The organism is Leptolyngbya sp. 7M, from assembly GCF_018128485.1.
Genome location: NZ_CP070897.1, coordinates 5,131,885 through 5,150,272, shown reverse-complemented (window position 1 = coordinate 5,150,272; position 18,388 = coordinate 5,131,885). Strand labels below are relative to the sequence as shown.

Below are 18,388 nucleotides of genomic sequence, written 5' to 3'. Positions count from 1 at the left end.
CCAGCGAACACCGGTTCGATGCGGTGCTCGCTGAGCTGGTCCCACGGGACGTCGGCGAGTTCGCCGCGGCGCGTGAAGAACTCGCGGAGCAGCGAGTTGGCGATCTGCTTGAGGACTTTGCGGGGATCAAACGGCTTGGCCATGACTGAGGTTCCTTGTCTGTCGTTTGCTAAATGGTTGACACTCGGGACGTGACAGTGCCGTGCCGGTGTCGTGGCGTGCAGGGTCAGAACAGCGTGTTGGGTCGTTCGCGCAGTAGGAGGCCGAGCTTCTCGAGGCGGATGCGCATCGCCTCGGCGGACACTTCAAACCGCTCAGCGAGCGGCTTCGAGAAACGATCGAGCGTGGTGTCGGCCGGGTCGCGGCCGTCGGCGGCGGACACGGGAGCAAGATCAGCGAGAACCACTGGGTCCAGGTTGCCGCGCCATTCGGTCCATGCCGCGACCACGAGCGACTTGGGCATGAGCAGGTAGCTGGAGAACGTGTCGGCCTGCCATTCGACGGGGATCTTCTTCTCTCCGGCGCGGCACACGACCGCAGGCTGGCCACGCCCGTCGAAGAGCGCCGCCTGCGACGGGTCCTCACGGTAGTACGTGCGGTGAAGCCACCAGTGCCCGATCTCGTGCGCCAGCGTGAACCGGTAGCGTCCAAGCCGCAACGGGTTCTCGGAAGGATCGAGCCGGGTGTCGATCCGAACCAGCTTCTCATTGAACCAGATCGCCCCGAGCACGCCGTCGGTCCCGAACAGCGCCGCCAGGTCCTCGATGGCAAACGTCAGGCCCAGGTGCAGCTCGAGGATGTCCTCGACGGGCACCGGCGCAACGACGGGCGCACCACACCGCTGTGCATATTCAGCGATGAGCGCATCGGCGTCACGCTCGATACGGACTTCCGGCAGGAACGGCACATCCGAAATGGCCCCGCGACCACTCACGACGGATCGCCCTCCCTCCGCATCTTGGACGCTTGATCCTGCAGCTTCTTGAGCTGCTCGGGCGTCAAGCCCTTCACCGCACGGAGGAGAGCCGGCATCGCTTCCGGCTGGCTCTGGATGATCTTTGGGAGGTCTTCGGGCACACGGCCAGCCATCGCGAAGAGCTCGTCGGGGCTCTCGCCGAGGAGGTCTGCCATCTTCTGGATTCGGTCGGCGGTGGGCGGCGTCACGACCTTGTCCTGCTCGACGTGCGACAGGTACGTCGGGCTGATGCCGACCAGCTCGGCGAAGCGGCGCAGGCTGTACCCTTTGGCGGTGCGGCGCTCGCGGATGAAGGTGCCGAACTTGGGTTTCTGGGCGGTCATGACGGTTTGACGCTCGCTCGTTCCCTGTTTACTGTACATGGACATAACCGGCGGGTCAAACCGCCCGCGTCACGATCCCGACGGACCCGTGGCACGTGCGGACCGACGAGCGTGGCGATCACCGAGTAGACAAAGCATGAAGCTGACCGACATCAAGCCTGGCGTCTCCTTGGTGGGCCTCGAGCCCGCAGTGGTCTGCACGGTCGTCGCCACCACCCCGCTCTCCACTTGGAGTCGTTAAAACCATTCAGCTAGCAATCAAACTCAACCGTCATCACTATGTTGACTTTCCGTTTATTCAACTGCGCACTGGTTTCGGGACTTGGTTGGCGTTAGCGCTGGAATTTCAGCTCGGAGCAGACATTCTAGCCACAACCATTGCTCCGTCCGAAAACACCTTGATCCAGCTCGGTTCGATTGCTCTGATTCGGACATTCCTCAACTACTTTTTGAACAAAGAACTCGAGAAGCAAATGGAGTTACAGGAACGAGCACAGCAGAAGCGAATGACCGATCAATCTAGCTAAGCAATGTAGCTAAATAAACTCACCCCGCCGCAAGCGACGGGGTATTTCGGTTCGCATGACCGAATACAAACACTCTAAGGGTCGGGAAATTTAACCCCAAATAGATTGAAGTCCTAAGAGATACTAGTGTTCCAATGGCTACAGCACTAGTGAAGCACTCATGTCAACTAATGGATTAGAATCGCACTATAGAGAGTTCTGTGAAGAGTAAAGGGAATGATGCTAATAATGCTGGCAACCAGAGTCCAGAAGGAAAAATCAGCTATGTCTGCGTTTTCCATCGCGTTGCGAATTTGAAATAGGGAGCCAATTAAACCCGCCAACAAGAGCTGAGATAACAACGTGTAAACAACTAAGCCTGATAGATCGTTCATATTCACCGTCCCTAGATATTCACTGTCCCTAAACGTCTAGCTCAAGCCATCGAGCATGAACTCCTTGAGCAGAAACCAATGTACGAGTTACAGGCGAGTGATATAGGACAAGCTATACTGCCCAAATTCTACTGCCCAAACCATACTTAGCGCTATACTTAACCATTCAGTTCCGTTTCATATAGCAACACCATTGTTTCTTGGCCTAGACGACCGAAGGCTGGTTCTGGCCCCTTGAACATTTCAACTAGATAAGTCCAGGTTCCGTTACTCGGTCGATAGCTCTGAATCACTCCCTCTCCACCTAGGAAAGATACTTTTTGTGCTTGTCGGAATCGCGGTTCTGCCAAGGTAGCAAGCATTCTTACATCTCCTCTGTTACATCGAATAATTCGTGCCTGAGTACAGTTATACGCCGTCGTCGCAGTTCTGCATCTCCATCACAGGTGAGAAGGTATTGTTTTTAGCCTCTGACTAGAGCTACAGATCTTGATAGTATAATCGGCTATGGCCATATATTAAGTTGCCATGAGCAACGTTGCTGAGGTATTTTCCTAAAGTTCAGTCAAGCGCATGCGCCTATCTATTTAAACCAAGTCAACCAGAATCAATCCAGAAACTAATTATTGCAGCTGGTAAAACTCCTATAGCATTAGGTCAATTTTCATTAATTCATATGACATTACGTTTGCATGTTCTTGCAGTGTTTCAGGAACGGTTGCCAAGCCGAAATCTGCATAGTGTCTATTACACCGCCTTAGACAACAGGAGACTGTTTGCATGCTTACAAGGTGAAGCAACACACTATCTGCCTTTGGTCAATAAGATGGAGATCTATCGGTTGGTAGAAGACGGATTGCCTGAAGGTAGCTACTGTAAATTTATAAGTTTTTAATCCTTTCAAAACTTAGCTTAACTTTTTATATCTTTAAGTTTGCCTCTTTGATTTATTTTCTGAGATTTATTTTCTGACTTGTCTGTCTAGTTGTTTCAACCGAGTTGTGGTGTACAGAAAACTTGTAATGATTTTGCCAATACAGGTTCTAAAGAAATAGAGCACTGGAAAATAAGCCTTTTGCCTACAGTTTTTCCTCAGGGGAAACCAATGAATGTCTGGGATATTCCAATTCGTAATACTGAGAGTATTCCAATTCGTAATACTGATGTGAGTCAGTGATCTGAGTTAGAAAAATCGTAATTGCTAAATCTAGACACTGCCTAGGTTAATGATGTCTGATGTCTAGATACTATTCAGAGAATTGATATTAGAAGGTTCCCTAAAAAAATTCACTCACAATGATCACAACAAGGAGAAAACAACTGATATGAATTCAACAAATATGACTCCGACAAATATGACTCCGGCAAAACAGTGGATCAAGAGTCGAGAACTAGGACGACATCATAGTCTGGATGCTCTACGGAGAACCGACATTCCAAACGGCTATCTCTTGTCTTTACCTCTGCCGACCCACCGATGTGGCCGACCGGCCTATGCATTTTTCGCTAGCGCCGTCTCGCGTCATCCTGGACAACCGCTCCAGCAACAGGTTCCTGACCGTTGGTTTGCAATCGATGCCATTACAGGCCATCTGCTCGTGTATGCTCTCACAACTGTCTTTCCGTTTGGAGATACTTCCACGTGGAATACGGTAACGATTGTTCCCTCCCCACTGCAAAATGAAGCCTATCGGCTGAGTGAGCAAACGCTAGATCAGATGGATCGTCTCAGCTCAGACTTCTTCGAGGGACGGATGGCTGAGATGCAGGAACGGCGTTGGATGTTGGAGTTACTGCAAACCCTGTCAGCGAATCAACTTCTGCCCCAATATCAAGCATTGGCTCCAGATTTTTTCCAGTGGCTAGAGAGTTAGTTATGCATGAGCATAATTGACCATGTCCTTATCGCAGGTTTATACCAGCCACAATCAAATTTCAATTCATATGGAGGTTTTATGCAATCATTTGAACGTTTCGACTCATCGGATCAAAGCAAAGAAACCGGAGAAATGATCAATGCAACGTTAGATTTGCCTGCCCCTAGACAAGAGATGCTTTCTGACGGCAGTCAAGCAATGGTTAGTGGTGATCCGGCTAGCTGGGAAGGAGTGGTTCACCGTCAGGGTGACAACAGTCAGGGCTACCTCAACACCTGTGGTGTGGTTAGTTGCGAACAGATTCTTAGACGCTTTGGTGTAGATGTAACAGAATCACAATTACTCGATTATGCGATCACTCAAGGGTATTGTGATATCCCAGGACAGGGATATGTCAGTCTGGCCGATCAGGTAGGGATTTTGCATGACTATGGGGTTCCATGTCATACCGACCATAACGGAACCTTGGAGTCATTGGCAGACGATATCGAGAATGGACGTGCTGTTGCTCTGGCGGTAAATAGCGCGAGTCTTTACGGCTATGCCGGATGGGAAGGCACAGATCACATGATTGTTCCGACTGGTGTGGCGCGAGATTCCCAATCGGGTGAAATCAAAGGTTTCTTTTACAACGACTCATTAACTGGAGAGTCTGCCTATGTCACTGCAGAACTGTTGCAATCCGCTTGGGTTGAACAGGGCGGTGACAGCATTGTGACCGAAGGAGTTGATATGCGGGATGTAGAGCGCACGCTTGGGTCCTGGATTTGGACTTCTGCACAGGGATGGATTTATGTCTAATCGGTCAACCATTACAAGCATTTGTTTGTATTCATGTTGCTGCGAATAACCGGTAAGGAAATTAAAAAGACTTGTCGCGTCTGCCCCGATCTCGCTATTTGCCGTTAGCAGTCCGATATCGGTATAAAGTCGCCCCGTCACAGGATTATAGTTTCCCGTCGCGATATGTACGTAGCGATTTAGCTTTTCCTTTTCACGCCGGACAACAAGCAGCACTTTAGAGTGAGTCTTAAGTGTATGGATGCCGTAAACAACGTGGACGCCCTCGTTTTCCAATGTTCGGGCCCATTCGATATTCATCTCTTCATCGAATCTTGCTTTTAGCTCAACGACGGCAGTTACTTGTTTCCCGCGCTGACTTGCCCTGATAAGCGAACGTATGATAGGCGAATCTTTCCCGGTACGATAAAGACATATTTTTATTGCCTGTACATCCGGATCCTCCGCGGCCTCGGTGATGAAGTCTGTTACGGCCGAGAATGAGGTGTAAGGATGATGAAGCAGCACGTCCCGCTTTTTTAGAACATCAAAGTAGCTCTTTTTGTCCTGGAATGCCGCCGGATGAACAAAGTGGATCGGTCGCTCTTTCAAACGCGGACGGTCAAGCGAATAAAGCTGCATCAGATCCGGAACATCGATAAAACCATCGATGCGATATACATCCTGCTCGGTCAACCCGATGCCCTCTGTGAGGACTTTCAGCATCTTGTCCGGCATTTCGGCCGAGACCTCAAGCCTGACCGGAAAACGAAAACGTCGTCGCTGAAGCTCGCGCTCAAGCGTTCTCATAAGGTCGCCGGCCTCATCTTCACGAAGCTCGATATCAGCATCGCGAGTAACCCGAAAGAGGAAGGCCTCGCCGGTTTTCATGTGCGGGAAGAGGTGATGGGCATTAGCCGAGATCACCTCTTCAAGAAGCGTGAACCGTCCTTTTCGTTCATTTATCGCTATAAGTCGCGGGACCGATGGCGGCAGCTTTATCCGGGTAAAACGTCGCTGGCGGAAGAGATATTTCAGATTCTTCTGCGTCTGCTGCCGATCGGGTTCAATGAAAAGACCGAGGTTCAAACTCAGGTTCGATATGTACGGAAACGGATGGCTCGAATCAACGGATTGCGGCGTTAGTATCGGAAATAGATTATCCAGAAAATACTTATCTAGCTTCTTTCGCTCTTTTAACGGTAAAGTTCGATACGATTCTATGGTTATCCCTGACTTTGCAAGCTCAGGCAATACGGTTTGTTCAAGGAAAGCGCTGTGCTTCCGCAGCATCGGTTTCAGACGCTTGCCGATCTCTCGGAGTTGCTCTGCGGCGGTCAGGCCATCCGGGGATAGCTCGCTTACCCCCTCCTCTATCTGCTCCTTTATGCCCGAAACACGGATCATGAAGAATTCGTCAAGATTCGTCGCAAATATTGCAAGAAACTTAAGTCGTTCAAGAATCGGAAGCCCCGGACCCATTGAAACTTCCAGGACGCGGCGGTTGAATTCCAGCCAGCTTAATTCCCTATTGAAGAGTCTTGTGTCATCCTCGACCACATCTGGTTCGAGTTTTCGTACAGCGGTTTTCTTTGGTGGACGCTTCAAGGGCGGCAAAAGAGGTTGATCCATACTGGCTAGAAAAGTATATCGAACCGAGCGGATCACCGATGTTAATTTAGTGTTACAACAATGTTACTTGGACAGACCAGGCAGGCGAAAAGTTCACGCTTCCCGCCGATCATTATGCTTGCACCGTGTCGTGCCCCCTCTTCACCGCCTGACACTCCAATTCCAATAAATTCAAGACCTCGTTCGTTAAGAAAGGTCTCTCGTCGCTCAGAATCACGAAAATGGGAGTTTCCTCCGTCGATAATAATATCTCCGGGCTGAAGATGTGGCAGCAGATCGTTAATGACGGAATCGACTATCGGCCCAGCCGGAACCAAGAGCATAATGATACGAGGTCGTTGAAGGACAGCGACGAGGTCAGCAAGGCTTTCAGCCGCAACAACCGAACGTCCTTCGGCCCCCGCAATGAGCAATTGGCGTTTAGCCGGATCGATGTCATAGCCGGCAACCCTAAAATCTTTTTCAGAAATGTTAATGAGAAGATTGCGCCCCATCGTCCCGAGGCCGATCATTCCAAATTGTGAAGTCATAACTATCTTTTACCATATCCTGTCGCTTGTCTGCCTTTGGCAAGCCGGTTGTGATAAATTTTTCACCGATGCATAAATTAAAAGACATAGTTCGCCCGACAACGCTCATCGTTTCTTCGAAATTGAACGAAGTTATCGGACTGGACCTTACGATCGCAAGCGAAACCTTCCAGCATACGGGAAGCTTCAAGTTCCGGGCCGCGTATAATCTGGCACTAAATGTCCCCAACGAAGAGATATTGACAGCCTCTAGCGGCAATTTTGGCCAGGCTTTAGCATATGCCTGCCGGTTGGTTGGCAAACGATGCACCGTCGTGATGCCGGATACTTCGGCTCAGGTCAAGATCAATGCTGTGCGCGGATTCGGGGCAACCGTAGATCTCATTGATACCAAAACTGTTGGACGCAATGAGAGGGTGGCAGAGCTTGCGGCCCAAATGCCCCATGCCTACCATGCATCCGCATATGATGATCAGTTTGTGATCGACGGAAATTCGACACTGGGCTATGAGCTAGCGGGACGGGAATTTGACGTTGTCATTGTTCCAGTGGGCGGCGGCGGATTAATATCCGGTATCATTAACGGACTTAACCATAACAAAGATAATGCAGCGGTTTACGGCGCGGAACCTCTTTTGGGCAATGATGCGACAAGGTCTTTTCGAGCTGGACGCCTAATACCAAACGAGATTGAACCAATGACCATCGCAGACGGAGCAAGAACGATCTCGCTCGGAAACCTGAATTGGCCGATAATTAGTAAAGGTGTAAAGGATATGTTGGAGGTGCCGGATGAAACGATCGCCGCGGCGCTGCGGATGTACTATGATCTTGCAAACCTGAAATGTGAGCCAACCGGCGCGGTTTCACTTGGTGCAGTTCTCGAAAACAAAGAGCTATTTGAGGGCAAAAAGATATGTGTCGTGGTAAGCGGTGGGAATGTCGATGCTGAAGTTTACGCCAAACTGATAATAAAGCCTCTACTCAACACGGAAGTTCGCTAATAAAATTTAAGGAGTCTTAATCATAGTAACGATTTCCACGACAACCGAATATTTCCTTATGCCTATAGATGTTATCGAGATATCCTTCATTTGCTAGTCTTGCGTCTATACACTCCCGAGAATGTTACGTTAGCACCACCGCAGCGGTTATTGTCCTTAACTACGAGAAAGCTGCCGACCAGCCGCATTGTTGCCTTGCAATCATACTCGTCATCACCATCTGAATATTCAGTCTACGCAAATAAACAGCGGTGGTGTTCATCAGCATCAGCACGACCAGTAGAACAATAATGGCAGCCGCCGCATTTTGGTGAAATTCGGGTTGGGGCCGGGAAATCCAGTTGTAGGTCTGAATCGGTAGGGCGGTGAAGGGGGAGCGGAGTCCTTCAGTGATTGGGATTAGTGGTGGTAAAAAGGCAATGAAGGTGAATGCACCGATGGTGATCAAGGAAGCGGTTTCGCCGATGGCGCGGGAGAGGGCCAGAATCGTGCCGGTGAGAATGCCGGGAAATGCCATTGGTAAGACGTGATCGCGCACGACCTGCCAGCGGGTGGTTCCCAAGGCGTAACCTGCTTCTCGAATGCTGCTGGGTACGGCTCGCAGGGCTTCACGAGTGGCGATAATAATAATTGGTAAGACCAGCAGAGACAGAGTTAGACCACCAGACAAAACACTGCGTCCGCCGGTGATCGGTTCCATTAGTCGCACAAACACTTGCAGCGCCAGCAGGCCGTAGATAATTGACGGTACAGCGGCCAGGTTGCCAATGTTGATTTCAATTAGCTTGGCGAGTCGCGTTTCGGCCGCAAACTCTTCCAGAAAGATGCCTGCACCGACGCCGATGGGAACCGCAATTAGGGCCGTTAATACCAGTAACCAGATCGTACCGACGAGGGGCGACAGGATGCCGGCTTGGGCCGGACGCCGGGAAGGATAGCTGGTGAGAAACTGCCAGTCGAGCCGAGGTAAACCATCGACTAGCACATCGACCAGCAGCAGTAGCAGCGCCAGCAAGGCTGTCACCGTAGCAATCAGTGCCGCTGTCGCAAACAGGCGATCCAGTCGATACCGGCCCGATAGATCGGATTGGAAGTTGTTTGAATCCGATGAGAGGGGCAACACAGTAGGTAGGCGATTCTGCGTCATTCGTATTTCTCCCGAAAGCGGTTGACGAACCAGAAACTGAGAATATTCAAACCTAGCGTGATCAAGAACAAGGTCATTCCCACAGCAAAGATGGTTTGGTACTCAATCGAATTGACTGGGGCATCTCCCAAACTGACTTGCACAATAAAGGCAGTCATGGTTTGGACAGCCAAGCGGGGGTCGAGAAAACTCAGATCGGGTGTGATTGGGCGGGGGTTTTGTCCGGCGGCAATCGTTACAATCATGGTTTCTCCGACAGCACGGGCCACGGCCAAAATGCAGGAGGCCACAATGCCTGACAAAGCAGCCGGAAGGATAACGTTTTGCACCGTTTCTCGCTTCATGGCTCCCAAGGCGTAGGACCCCTGTCGCAAACTCTGGGGCACGGCATAGATGGCGTCTTCACTCAGGGAAGCAATGGTGGGCAAAATGGCAATGCCCATAATCAGTCCGGCGCTGAGGGCGTTAAAGGTTTCCAAGCCTGGAATGAAAGTTTGCAATATAGGCGTGATGAATAAGAGCGCAAAATAACCATATACGACAGTGGGAACACCAGCCAGAATTTCCAGGGCGGGCTTTAGCCAACGACGTAAACGGGTCGGTGCATATTCACTCAAATAAATGGCAGCCATCAATCCTAGCGGAATGGCGACCGAGAGAGCGATCGCGGCAGTTAGCAGCGTGGCACTAATCAGGACCAAAATGCCGTACTGCGGATTGGCGAACAGCGGTGTCCATTCGGTGTCGGTCAGGAATTGCCAGATGGGAACGGTTCCAATTTCCGCACAAGCTGACCGTTTTTAACCAATAGCCCCACGTACCCTGCACCGATGAAGCTCATGCTGAATCCGGCCCAGCGCTCTGGTGTAATCGTTTGGATCAAGGGTAGAGAATTGCTGGTCATGCAAGCCTGAAGAATATCCTCGTTACAATCCTAGCTTTGGCAACTGTTTCTGAGGGCAAACATTTGTTCAGTTCTGCAACCGGCTGCTGCCAAGATCTGATTCAGCTTGACCAACAAATTCAGCTCGACCAACAAAAAACTGGAGAATACTGTGATCCTCCAGCCTCAGTGAAGTTAACCAGTCTGGGTTAACTCAATGTTTAAGAGAGTTAGGCGAGAGAACCCATTCCGAGGTCGGTTGACAGTCCAGCCATTGAACCACCGCCCAGCCCTGCCAATCCGACGTTTGGATCGAGGTTGAGCGGTTGGCTTAACTGCAACACCACGATTTCATTGTTGTCAATTGCAGGCGGACGCCCAACGGAAAAGGGATAGTTGTTGTCGTTGGCAACCAGGATGGTGTTTGGGTCGATGACCAGTACGTCTTCGATGGTTTGGAACGGCATTGTGTAGGTGGTGCTGCCATCTTGGTTGAGATCGTCTGGGTCTTGAATATTCAGCAGATCGGCCACTTCCTGTTTGGCGACATATCCACTCTCATCTTTCTGAGAGAAATCTACTTTGTAGATCTTTTTGAATTTAGCAGCACTACCTTGGTTGTTATCCCGTTCAATCACCAGATACTCATTGTTATTAACAACGGTAAAGTCCCCAATCGCGTGACTAGGATTTTCCAAACGATAGTAGCCAATCAGTTCATCAGCATAGGTTTGCGTTTGCAAATCATACTCGTAGATGCGAAGCGCATTGCTAGGATCGCCAATTACAGCTCCTTCTAACAACGGATAGATCTTTGTGCCGTCTGGGTTGATGGCCATTCCCTCCAAACCCCTGGAGCGTCCCAGATTAGCCAGGGCTGTGCCTGCCAAAACATCAGGATGATCCGGGGATTTCACCTCGCCCTGCGCCGCCTGATCGCGTACTTTATCACCTGTGGCAGGAAAATCCGTGAAGTAGCCATCAACACCCAACTGGATAAACTGCCGATATTCCAGCTCTGGATCACCATTGTAGTCCCTCGCCAAATACAAACCCTCGTTGCGAAACGTGTAGGGGTGAACCAGCAACCCAGCATCATGAGCATCTTGAACCAGCATGGTAGGCGCAGTTGTGGTTTTGTCAGCATCATTCACTGCCCCATCCCCATTCACATCATCGGCTTTCCCATCGCCATCAGCATCCGTGCCTTTGACAGACACAATCATCCGCTTCCAAGGGCCAATTCCGTCGGCATAGGTGGCAACTTCTTTGAGTCCTTCGGGTGTGCGTAGATCGCCATAGGTGCGCTTATCGCCACTGACCACAAAATCATAGGGCTGGTTTTCGATCAGCGTACCGTCGAGGGCAATGTCAGCCGCATCAAAAAGCTGAACCAAGGGCACATCAATTTTTTGGTTCAGTTCCTTCAGGTTAGCGACTTCAAACGACTGAATAAAAACCGGAGAATCTTCTTTGTCTAGGCCATTCTGCTTGAGAATTTCCACCAGCGGTTCTTCCAACGACAGACCGATGGAGTCATGATAGGTGGGATGCTTAGTTTCGGGATAAATGCCGGAACCCAGCTTGAACTTATGACCGAGAATTCCTGCCAAAGGTTCCGCAAAACTACCATTCCAAACGCAACCCCTGTTGACGCAGGTGGCTTTGGAGTTGGGGAACGAGTTGCTGTTGTTTAATGTCTATTGGTAAGCGTCCGGGCTGTTGACTCACCAACCATCCTGCCGTTGCTCCGGCTGCTCCGCCAATTACCCACTCGCCATAGTGGACACGAGTAGAGCCATTGACGATGTGGCTAGCCGCAATACTTTTACCGCCAATTAGCAAATTGTCCACCCCTTGAGGAATCAACGCTTCCAGCGGAATGTAGATCGGTTTAATCAAACTTTCGTCCCGCACTGGCGCACTGCTGGCTTCCCAGGATTCTTCCCAGTTGCGGTAGCGGCAACCATGCATGTCAATGCTGTAGTGGGTTAGGGCAACGACTGTAGGAGTAAAGTCGCGACTACCCCGCATATCACGCCGCAAATCAGCTTCCCGCATCATAAACTCGTGCTGTCCATAGGCACTACGTCCGATGATTCGCCGTCCCTCCCGAATGTAGGGCATCATGCTAAGACCAGAATTGGTGGCCATTGGCATATATTTGCCCGACAGGTAGGCTAGGGGTAACTGCGGACTGGACTGGGTTTCCATCAGCCATTCGGCAAACAGCAGGGCATGTTCTTCGGCATGGCGCAATGCACTCAGCGATAATCCACCCATCCAGTTGGCGTGCTGACCGGAGGCGGTAATTTGCTTTTCGTTCAGCACCAGCGGTGGGTTCATTACTGTCCAGTCGTTGCCGCGATTCCAGTTGATCATGGTGATGTCGCCAAAGGCGGGGGTATCTTCGCGGGGATCGCTAGATTTGGTGCTAACAATGCGACGGTAGTTGAAAACGCTCGCTCCCTTAAACATCGGGAATCCTTGCAGGTCATAATCCTGGCGATGCTCGGCCCGTGAGTAGTCCGGCTGGAGTTGTTTTAAGTCGGCCAAGCTGCTGCCCTGGTCATCCAGAATGGCCATCGCAAACGGATAGGTGAAAGCCTGCGTACAGTCTGGATTATCCTGCTTGGAGGCAAACGACTCGCTGGTGGTAGTGCGCGCTTCAGAACCGAGCCGATAGGGAATCCCAGCCCAACCAATTAATTCGCCAGTATCGGTGGCATCAATCACTAGCATCGATTTACCCGGCGGCGCTTGTAGGCGAATCGGTACTTTCTCAAACTGATCATCGCTTGACCAGGAATACCAGCTGGGAAATTCTTGAGAAGGTCGCCCCAGCGGCACATAATCAGTCTGCTTGGGAATACGCTGCACGGCATAAACAGCGGTAATCTGTCGTCCGGTTGGGTCAAATTCGGCTCCCTTGAAGGCGGTAGAAGCCTGCCAACGGCTGTTGGGAGAACGCTGGGCAGACATTTCTAGAAGCTGCTCCGATGCGGTTGCACCTGCTTCCGGCAAAAAACAGAGCGCACCCACCCAGCAGCTATTCAGGCTACTTACCGATTGCGAACTCTGGATGCCGGTCCAAGCGGGTAGGGTGACCTTCTGATCTCGAATTAATTGTTTAAAGTCTTTCCAAGTCTGGCCAAAGTTTTGTGCCGCCTGCATCGCCGCAGATTCATCAATTGCCGACACGCCTTGGGAGCTGATCTGTCCCCCCAACCAAGGAGCCAGTTCAATTAAACAAGTTTGCGGGCAGCTTTTAGCGTCTAGCGATGCGGACGGCGAGATTTGCCTCTGGCAGGTGGCCGATGGCAAACAGTTGTTCACCTGCAAAGAAGAACAAAATCATTGGGTTTGGTCGGTGGCCTTTAGTCCCGATAGTCGCCTGCTTGCCAGCAGCAGCGAAGACAAACTGATTCGACTCTGGGATGTTAACACGGGTGAATGTTTGCAGGAATTAGCCGGACATACCAACTGGGTGTTTGCTGTTGCTTTTTCGCCCCAAATTGATAGCGTAGACTCCTACCTGATTGCCAGCAGCAGCGAAGACCAAACCATCAAACTCTGGGATAGTGCCAGCGGCGACTGTTTAGCCACCTTGACCGGCCATCGGGGCGGCGTGCGGACGATTGCCTTTAGTCCCGATGGGAAATGGCTGGCGAGTGGCAGCAGCGACCAAACCGTGCGCCTCTGGCAAACTCAAACCGGCCTCTGTCAGCAAATACTAGAAGACCACACGGATACGGTTCGTTCCTTGGCCTTTAGTCCAAACGGCAAGTGGCTGGCAACCTGTAGCGATGACCAAACGATCCGGCTTTGGGACCTGAGCACGGGCGACTGCGAGCGCGTGTTTGTTTGCAATAGCCGCACTTGGTCGGTGGCGTTTGGTCCCGATAGCCAGTTTATGCTCAGCGCCAGCGATGACCGAATTCGCCTTTGGGAATTTCACACCGAGGAGCCGATTCGCAGTTTTGAGGGGCATACGGGCATGGGGCTAACGGTGGCCTTTAGTCCGGATGGCAAAACCGCCGTCAGCGGCAGCGATGATCAGACGATCAAATTCTGGGAAGTCGATACAGGCCGTTGCTTAAGAACGGTGAAAGGTCACAACAATTGGGTTTGGTCGGTGGCCTTTAGCCCAGATGGACAGCAACTAGCCAGCGGCAACGAAGACCATACGATTCGGCTCTGGCAGTTAGCAACCGGGCGCTGCATTCACACCCTCGAAGGCCATACGGGCCGAGTCTGGTCGGTGAACTACAGCCCACGCGGTCAGCTTCTCGCCAGCGGCAGTGATGATCAAACGATAAGGTTCTGGCAGGTGGAGGCGAATGATTCCTCAGCGAAGGGCAGTAAGGTGGGACGCTGTATCAAAACGCTGCGCGGTCAAACCAGAGCCGTGCGTTTGGTTGTGTTTAGCCCCGATGGATTAATCCTGGCCAGCAATAGCGGCGACCGAATTGTGAAACTGTGGGATGTCAGTTCGGTTTATGCTGATAAACCAGAGCAGGCAGCAATGGGGAGAATCACAGCAGGACGCAGCGGCGAATGGGTTTCAGGACAATGTTTGGCTGTGCTAGAAGGTCATGAAGGCCGCGTGTTTACAATTGCCTTTAGCCCCGATTCTCAACAGCTCGCCACCGGTAGCGAAGATCAAACCGTGCGGCTGTGGGATATATCAACGGGAACATGTTTAGATATTCTGTCAGGACACACGAAACCAGTAGAAGCCGTTGCCTATAGCCCCGATGGTACCCTATTAGCCAGCGGCAGCGATGACGGAACCGTGCGGTTGTGGCAGCGCCATAGTAACGGCTTTCAATTACAAGCCACGCTGAATCCAGAGGTTGGCCGGGTGCTGACGATTGCCTTTAGTGCCGATAGTTCCTTGCTCGCAATTGGCGGCAGTAATCCGGTTGCGGTTTTTTGGGATATCAAACTGCGGTCGGCTCCAACGGGCGATACTTCAGGGCTGGAATGTATTGATCTCGGTAAATAATTCGCTTTAGAGCCTGCGTGTAGTGAAACCAAAACAGCAGATCGGTTCCCAACTGAATCTCGGCCAAATTGTGCAGCGCTAGAAAATGCAGATCGTTCAGCAAACTCACCACCGAATTCACATAGCCACCCGTTTTGGCTGCAGCCACGGTTTTGTAGCAGTCGATTTGCCAGTACTGCAACTCAAAGCTTTCTGGTAACTCTAGTTCCAGATAGCGAGAAAGCTCCAGCGAAGGCAGCGGCTGATTGTCTACCGTAGGCAGCAGAAAGTATTGGGGCGAAATAAAATCCTCTAGCTTGCGGTAATTGGGCGGCTGAACGCCCAGTTCCTGAGTTAATAATTCTGCAAGATCAGGCGCTACCAACTGGTACGGATGCCGCTGACTAGGTTGGCGAAATTTGTGCCGCTCGGTCGTTTCTACCCACAAATAGAAAGCTCCATCCTGGGTGAATGCGTCGTCTGCCTCCGGGATCCAAGTGCCATGAAGAATCTGCATAGCAACGGCTCGCTTACGCTCGGCTTTAGTGTTAAGCGTACCAGCGAAATCCAATCTTGGCTACGGTCTTCTGAGATGAAGCACGCTACGCCTGACGAATCGCCTGACGAAACTTGCGAATCGCTTCTAATCTGGAATCACCCATCAGCACACAGCGAGTCAGCAGTTCCAGATCCAGCGTAGCCAGTTCGGGAATTTCGCTGCGTTCGATTCGCTCATATCCGTCTGTGCGCAAACGATATAGACTGAACAAGCCATCCTGCCAGAACCATACTTCAGGCACGCCCAAAGCTTGATAGCGCTGCAATTTAGCCGCTCCACCACTCGTAAACACCACCTCAACCACGAGATCGGGCGTTGGTTTAGAGGTGCCAATGCAGTAGGATTCGTCAGCCTGGGCTGAAACGACCCGTTCTCGCTCTTGCGTCATTGCCCCGGTTGGCTCAAATTCAATACCTCTCTCCACAAAAAAAAGCTCCAGCAGAAAGCCAATCAGAGATTTAAAAACCTCATGTTCACGTCCCGGCATAATAATTTCAATCGTGCCTTTGTAATAAGCCAAGCGCATACCCGGTGAGTCTTCAAAGCCTTGCTGAATCAGCTTGAACTGCTCCCAAGTGCGCCCAGACAGCACAATCCGCTGATCAGAGGTTGACGGTACAGTTGCGGTCGTCATGGTTCACCTGACTTGAGATCACACTCGTTCTAATTCTGGCATGGCTCAGCAATTCTCTTCAGCCTGTTCACAGTCCCCAATACTGACCCAGCTCGTTGAACCATCGGCCCAATGTTCCTTTTTCAAAACAATGTAGGATTGCGTGCTGAATAAGGTTGATAAGCAATAGAGCAAAGCAATGCTCCCTCCTAACCTGTTTTAATCCGGCTTAGTTGGCTCTGAGGTCGCAGCAACAGTTTTCAGGCTTCTAATAAATTCCCGAATTACATCAGATTGTGTGCGTTGATTTTCTTCACAGTAGCTTCTCAGGATCTCCATCTCAGAAGGTGGAATCCGGACGTTGGGATGCTCAATGTTTCTTCCTGTTCTAGGCATTGTGTAACTAACTACAGATGAGGTGCTGGACCAGGCAGAAACAGATTATCAACAACGAGCAGCGGCAGTTTACCAGCTCTACGGCTACCATCGGTGAATGTGCCTAGCCCAGTTGCACCCCAGGAAAGCACAGCGGAAACGATTGAGATTAGCGGTGTGATCGAAGTGGGTGGCAAAACCAACGTGATTGTAAAAGTGCCGGAGGAACACACGAGCCGCTATGTGACGGTGGGGGATCGACTGGTCAATGGTAAGGTTTTAGTTAAGCGAGTGGAGATGGGATTGGAACCCGTTGTTATCCTAGAGCAAGGAGGTCGGGAAATTGTGCGGTCGGTTGGTTCAAGCAGTGCTTTGATTGGGGCGCTGTAGACTAACATTTAGGCTGACATTTGCAGATAAACTGCTAGCCGATCTCTCCTACAAGCTACCTCTGTCCACTTTGTTTAATGATCGGCCTGTATGACACAGCCATCTCCAGATTGGAATTCATCTCCACCCTCAAATAAACTCTCTTCTGCAAGAGTCAGTGCAACGGCTAAACGCGGTTCTGAGTCGCGCAGTCTAAGTTTGCAGGATAGCTATATTTGTCCGGTTTGTCGTCATGGGCAGATCTCGGCTTTAACGCTGATGGATGCCTTTGCCTGTAACTTTTGCCGCCATATTTTCACCGCTAATCTACAGAACCAAACCGTGCAGGTTGTAGATAGTTCTCAGCCTCTGACCTGGCGCTGGACTGGGCGCAATTGGCAATCTACCTATCGCGATGATCCGAGCTTAACCGCCGTGGTTTGGTTCGCTAGCATTGTGCTCGTGTTGCTGCCGGCCTCGATTGTGTGGCTGATGGCGTTTTTATTTCCGCCTTTGCCAGGCAGTGTTTTATCTTGGTTTCCTAGCGTTTGGTTAGGCTGCACCTTTGGCATTCACCTGCTGATGGTAGGTTGGCTGCTGGCAGAACATTATCAGCTCCCCATCTATATTGCCAGTCGAGTACGGCTACGGGAATGGCTAGGGCGACGGTGAGACTCTAAATGGTTGCAAATGCTCTGCTCCAGGAGTGGGATAGGGGGTAAGACTCCGTTTCAGCTTCGGCTTTGGCTCGCCTATCTTCGAGAAATGTGACAAAGTTTTGCCACATTTGAACAGATTATCGAGGGGTGTTTTTGGCATGAGTAAGCTGCAAGCGATTCAAATCGACGAAGATACGATCATTTATGTGGAAGCTACCGACGACGTAGTTGCGCCTGAGGTGGTTGAACCGGACGTGGAAGTGCAGCGGGGTGGTGCCAAGGGCAGCTTTGGCCGATCGCCAGATGCTCAAATTGCTCAAAGTTTCAAAGCCATTGAGAGCACGATTAGAACCTACACAAAGTACACGTTGAATGCCTTTAAGGACGCGGCCTTGGCAGAGGTTGAGAAGGTGACGCTAGAGTTTGGCATGAATGTCAGTGGCTCTGGCGGGGTGCCCTATATCGCGGCTGGAACGATGGGATGCAACATCAAAATTACGGTGGAATGCGCCTTTCCTAAGCGTCAACCTGTGGCCAATCCAGCTCAGCAGATGACCCAATCACGTGCTCAACCTTCTGTGCCTCCGCTACCTCAACGGTCTCAGCCAGCCATGCCTGTCAACCCTCAGGTCAATGGGGCCAATTCTTAAGCCAATTCTTAATCTGACCAGAAGCTTGGCAAAGATGGAGAGACTCTCTGTTACAGTCAGCATCAGTAACTTGCAAGGCAATGGACCGGCATGAACACGACTGATTTGGCGTTCGCCTGAGCA

Annotated in this window: 18 protein-coding genes and 1 pseudogene; 8 read left to right on the top strand and 11 right to left on the bottom strand. The window is 51.1% G+C overall.

Going from position 1 to position 18,388, the window contains the following annotated elements:
- Positions 1-226 precede the first annotated feature (226 nt).
- Complete coding sequence (locus JVX88_RS26820; RefSeq protein WP_211621644.1) at positions 227-934, bottom strand: ImmA/IrrE family metallo-endopeptidase; 708 nt, start codon at positions 932-934, stop codon at positions 227-229.
- Positions 931-1,344, bottom strand: coding sequence for a helix-turn-helix domain-containing protein (locus tag JVX88_RS26815; protein WP_211621643.1), 414 nt, complete (start codon positions 1,342-1,344; stop codon positions 931-933). The genes JVX88_RS26820 and JVX88_RS26815 overlap by 4 nt, the downstream gene beginning before the upstream one ends.
- A gap of 113 nt (positions 1,345-1,457) precedes the next feature.
- Here JVX88_RS26815 and JVX88_RS26810 point away from each other — a divergent pair, with 113 nt between their 5' ends.
- Positions 1,458-1,826: a DUF1622 domain-containing protein gene (locus JVX88_RS26810; protein WP_211628881.1), complete on the top strand. Its 369-nt coding sequence runs from the start codon at positions 1,458-1,460 to the stop codon at positions 1,824-1,826.
- Between the two features lie 532 nt (positions 1,827-2,358).
- On the opposite strand, the gene JVX88_RS26805 is transcribed toward JVX88_RS26810, so the two are convergent.
- Positions 2,359-2,562, bottom strand: coding sequence for a hypothetical protein (locus tag JVX88_RS26805; RefSeq protein ID WP_036011314.1), 204 nt, complete (start codon positions 2,560-2,562; stop codon positions 2,359-2,361).
- Between the two features lie 963 nt (positions 2,563-3,525).
- On the opposite strand from JVX88_RS26805, the gene JVX88_RS26800 reads away from it, so the two are divergent.
- Together JVX88_RS26800 and JVX88_RS39150 are read left to right on the top strand one after the other, a co-directional pair.
- Entirely contained in the window at positions 3,526-4,074 is a 549-nt protein-coding gene (locus JVX88_RS26800) for a hypothetical protein (RefSeq protein ID WP_211621642.1), read from the top strand.
- 6 nt (positions 4,075-4,080) lie between these two features.
- Positions 4,081-4,704, top strand: a pseudogene (locus tag JVX88_RS39150) (hypothetical protein); the annotation flags it as partial.
- 12 nt (positions 4,705-4,716) lie between these two features.
- On the opposite strand, the gene ppk1 reads toward JVX88_RS39150, so the two are convergent.
- Positions 4,717-6,489 (bottom strand): polyphosphate kinase 1, encoded by a 1,773-nt coding sequence (gene ppk1, locus JVX88_RS26795; RefSeq protein ID WP_211621641.1) that lies wholly within the window; start codon positions 6,487-6,489, stop codon positions 4,717-4,719.
- 41 nt (positions 6,490-6,530) lie between these two features.
- Complete coding sequence (locus JVX88_RS26790) at positions 6,531-7,019, bottom strand: NAD(P)-binding domain-containing protein (protein ID WP_211621640.1); 489 nt, start codon at positions 7,017-7,019, stop codon at positions 6,531-6,533.
- A 68-nt stretch (positions 7,020-7,087) separates the two neighbouring features.
- Here JVX88_RS26790 and JVX88_RS26785 point away from each other — a divergent pair, with 68 nt between their 5' ends.
- A complete protein-coding gene (locus JVX88_RS26785) occupies positions 7,088-8,023 on the top strand; it encodes a threonine/serine dehydratase (RefSeq protein ID WP_211621639.1) in 936 nt (311 codons plus the stop codon).
- A 160-nt stretch (positions 8,024-8,183) separates the two neighbouring features.
- Here JVX88_RS26785 and pstA read toward each other — a convergent pair whose 3' ends face one another.
- The 4 genes from pstA to JVX88_RS26765 all read right to left on the bottom strand — a co-directional run bounded on the left by pstA (position 8,184) and on the right by JVX88_RS26765 (position 13,377).
- A complete protein-coding gene (gene pstA / locus JVX88_RS26780) occupies positions 8,184-9,170 on the bottom strand; it encodes a phosphate ABC transporter permease PstA (protein WP_211621638.1) in 987 nt (328 codons plus the stop codon).
- Positions 9,167-9,949 carry a phosphate ABC transporter permease subunit PstC gene (gene pstC, locus JVX88_RS26775; RefSeq protein WP_211628880.1) on the bottom strand — a complete coding sequence of 261 codons (783 nt, stop codon included), beginning with the start codon at positions 9,947-9,949 and terminating at the stop codon, positions 9,167-9,169. The genes pstA and pstC overlap by 4 nt, the downstream gene beginning before the upstream one ends.
- Before the next feature lie 334 nt (positions 9,950-10,283).
- The gene (locus tag JVX88_RS26770; RefSeq protein WP_211621637.1) at positions 10,284-11,666 is read right to left on the bottom strand and encodes an esterase-like activity of phytase family protein; all 1,383 of its coding nucleotides are present in this window, start codon (positions 11,664-11,666) and stop codon (positions 10,284-10,286) included.
- A 13-nt stretch (positions 11,667-11,679) separates the two neighbouring features.
- A complete protein-coding gene (locus tag JVX88_RS26765; RefSeq protein WP_225931186.1) occupies positions 11,680-13,377 on the bottom strand; it encodes an FAD-dependent oxidoreductase in 1,698 nt (565 codons plus the stop codon).
- On the opposite strand from JVX88_RS26765, the gene JVX88_RS26760 reads away from it, so the two are divergent.
- Positions 13,364-15,061, top strand: coding sequence for a WD40 repeat domain-containing protein (locus tag JVX88_RS26760; protein WP_211621636.1), 1,698 nt, complete (start codon positions 13,364-13,366; stop codon positions 15,059-15,061). The two genes, JVX88_RS26765 and JVX88_RS26760, sit on opposite strands and share 14 nt — an antisense overlap.
- On the opposite strand, the gene JVX88_RS26755 is transcribed toward JVX88_RS26760, so the two are convergent.
- Entirely contained in the window at positions 14,997-15,557 is a 561-nt protein-coding gene (locus JVX88_RS26755; protein WP_211621635.1) for a hypothetical protein, read from the bottom strand. The two genes, JVX88_RS26760 and JVX88_RS26755, sit on opposite strands and share 65 nt — an antisense overlap.
- Positions 15,558-15,642: 85 nt before the next feature.
- The gene (locus JVX88_RS26750; RefSeq protein ID WP_211621634.1) at positions 15,643-16,233 is read right to left on the bottom strand and encodes a Uma2 family endonuclease; all 591 of its coding nucleotides are present in this window, start codon (positions 16,231-16,233) and stop codon (positions 15,643-15,645) included.
- A gap of 474 nt (positions 16,234-16,707) precedes the next feature.
- Here JVX88_RS26750 and JVX88_RS26745 point away from each other — a divergent pair, with 474 nt between their 5' ends.
- The 3 genes from JVX88_RS26745 to JVX88_RS26735 all read left to right on the top strand — a co-directional run bounded on the left by JVX88_RS26745 (position 16,708) and on the right by JVX88_RS26735 (position 18,265).
- Positions 16,708-16,977, top strand: a complete 270-nt coding sequence (locus tag JVX88_RS26745; RefSeq protein ID WP_211621633.1) for a hypothetical protein — start codon at positions 16,708-16,710, stop codon at positions 16,975-16,977.
- 90 nt (positions 16,978-17,067) lie between these two features.
- Positions 17,068-17,628 carry a hypothetical protein gene (locus JVX88_RS26740; RefSeq protein WP_225931184.1) on the top strand — a complete coding sequence of 187 codons (561 nt, stop codon included), beginning with the start codon at positions 17,068-17,070 and terminating at the stop codon, positions 17,626-17,628.
- A 145-nt stretch (positions 17,629-17,773) separates the two neighbouring features.
- Positions 17,774-18,265, top strand: a complete 492-nt coding sequence (locus tag JVX88_RS26735; protein WP_211621632.1) for a CU044_2847 family protein — start codon at positions 17,774-17,776, stop codon at positions 18,263-18,265.
- Positions 18,266-18,388: the final 123 nt, after the last annotated feature.

Excerpts from the sequence above, each read along its gene's own strand:
- JVX88_RS26740 (WP_225931184.1), top strand. The coding sequence starts at position 17,068 with ATGACACAGCCATCTCCAGATTGGAATTCATCTCCACCCTCAAATAAA.
- JVX88_RS26735 (WP_211621632.1), top strand. The coding sequence starts at position 17,774 with ATGAGTAAGCTGCAAGCGATTCAAATCGACGAAGATACGATCATTTAT.
- JVX88_RS26815 (WP_211621643.1), bottom strand. The coding sequence starts at position 1,344 with ATGTCCATGTACAGTAAACAGGGAACGAGCGAGCGTCAAACCGTCATG.
- JVX88_RS26750 (WP_211621634.1), bottom strand. The coding sequence starts at position 16,233 with ATGACGACCGCAACTGTACCGTCAACCTCTGATCAGCGGATTGTGCTG.
- JVX88_RS26805 (WP_036011314.1), bottom strand. The coding sequence starts at position 2,562 with ATGCTTGCTACCTTGGCAGAACCGCGATTCCGACAAGCACAAAAAGTA.
- JVX88_RS26790 (WP_211621640.1), bottom strand. The coding sequence starts at position 7,019 with ATGACTTCACAATTTGGAATGATCGGCCTCGGGACGATGGGGCGCAAT.
- ppk1 (WP_211621641.1), bottom strand. The coding sequence starts at position 6,489 with ATGGATCAACCTCTTTTGCCGCCCTTGAAGCGTCCACCAAAGAAAACC.
- JVX88_RS26800 (WP_211621642.1), top strand. The coding sequence starts at position 3,526 with ATGAATTCAACAAATATGACTCCGACAAATATGACTCCGGCAAAACAG.
- pstA (WP_211621638.1), bottom strand. The coding sequence starts at position 9,170 with ATGACGCAGAATCGCCTACCTACTGTGTTGCCCCTCTCATCGGATTCA.
- JVX88_RS26755 (WP_211621635.1), bottom strand. The coding sequence starts at position 15,557 with ATGCAGATTCTTCATGGCACTTGGATCCCGGAGGCAGACGACGCATTC.
- JVX88_RS26785 (WP_211621639.1), top strand. The coding sequence starts at position 7,088 with ATGCATAAATTAAAAGACATAGTTCGCCCGACAACGCTCATCGTTTCT.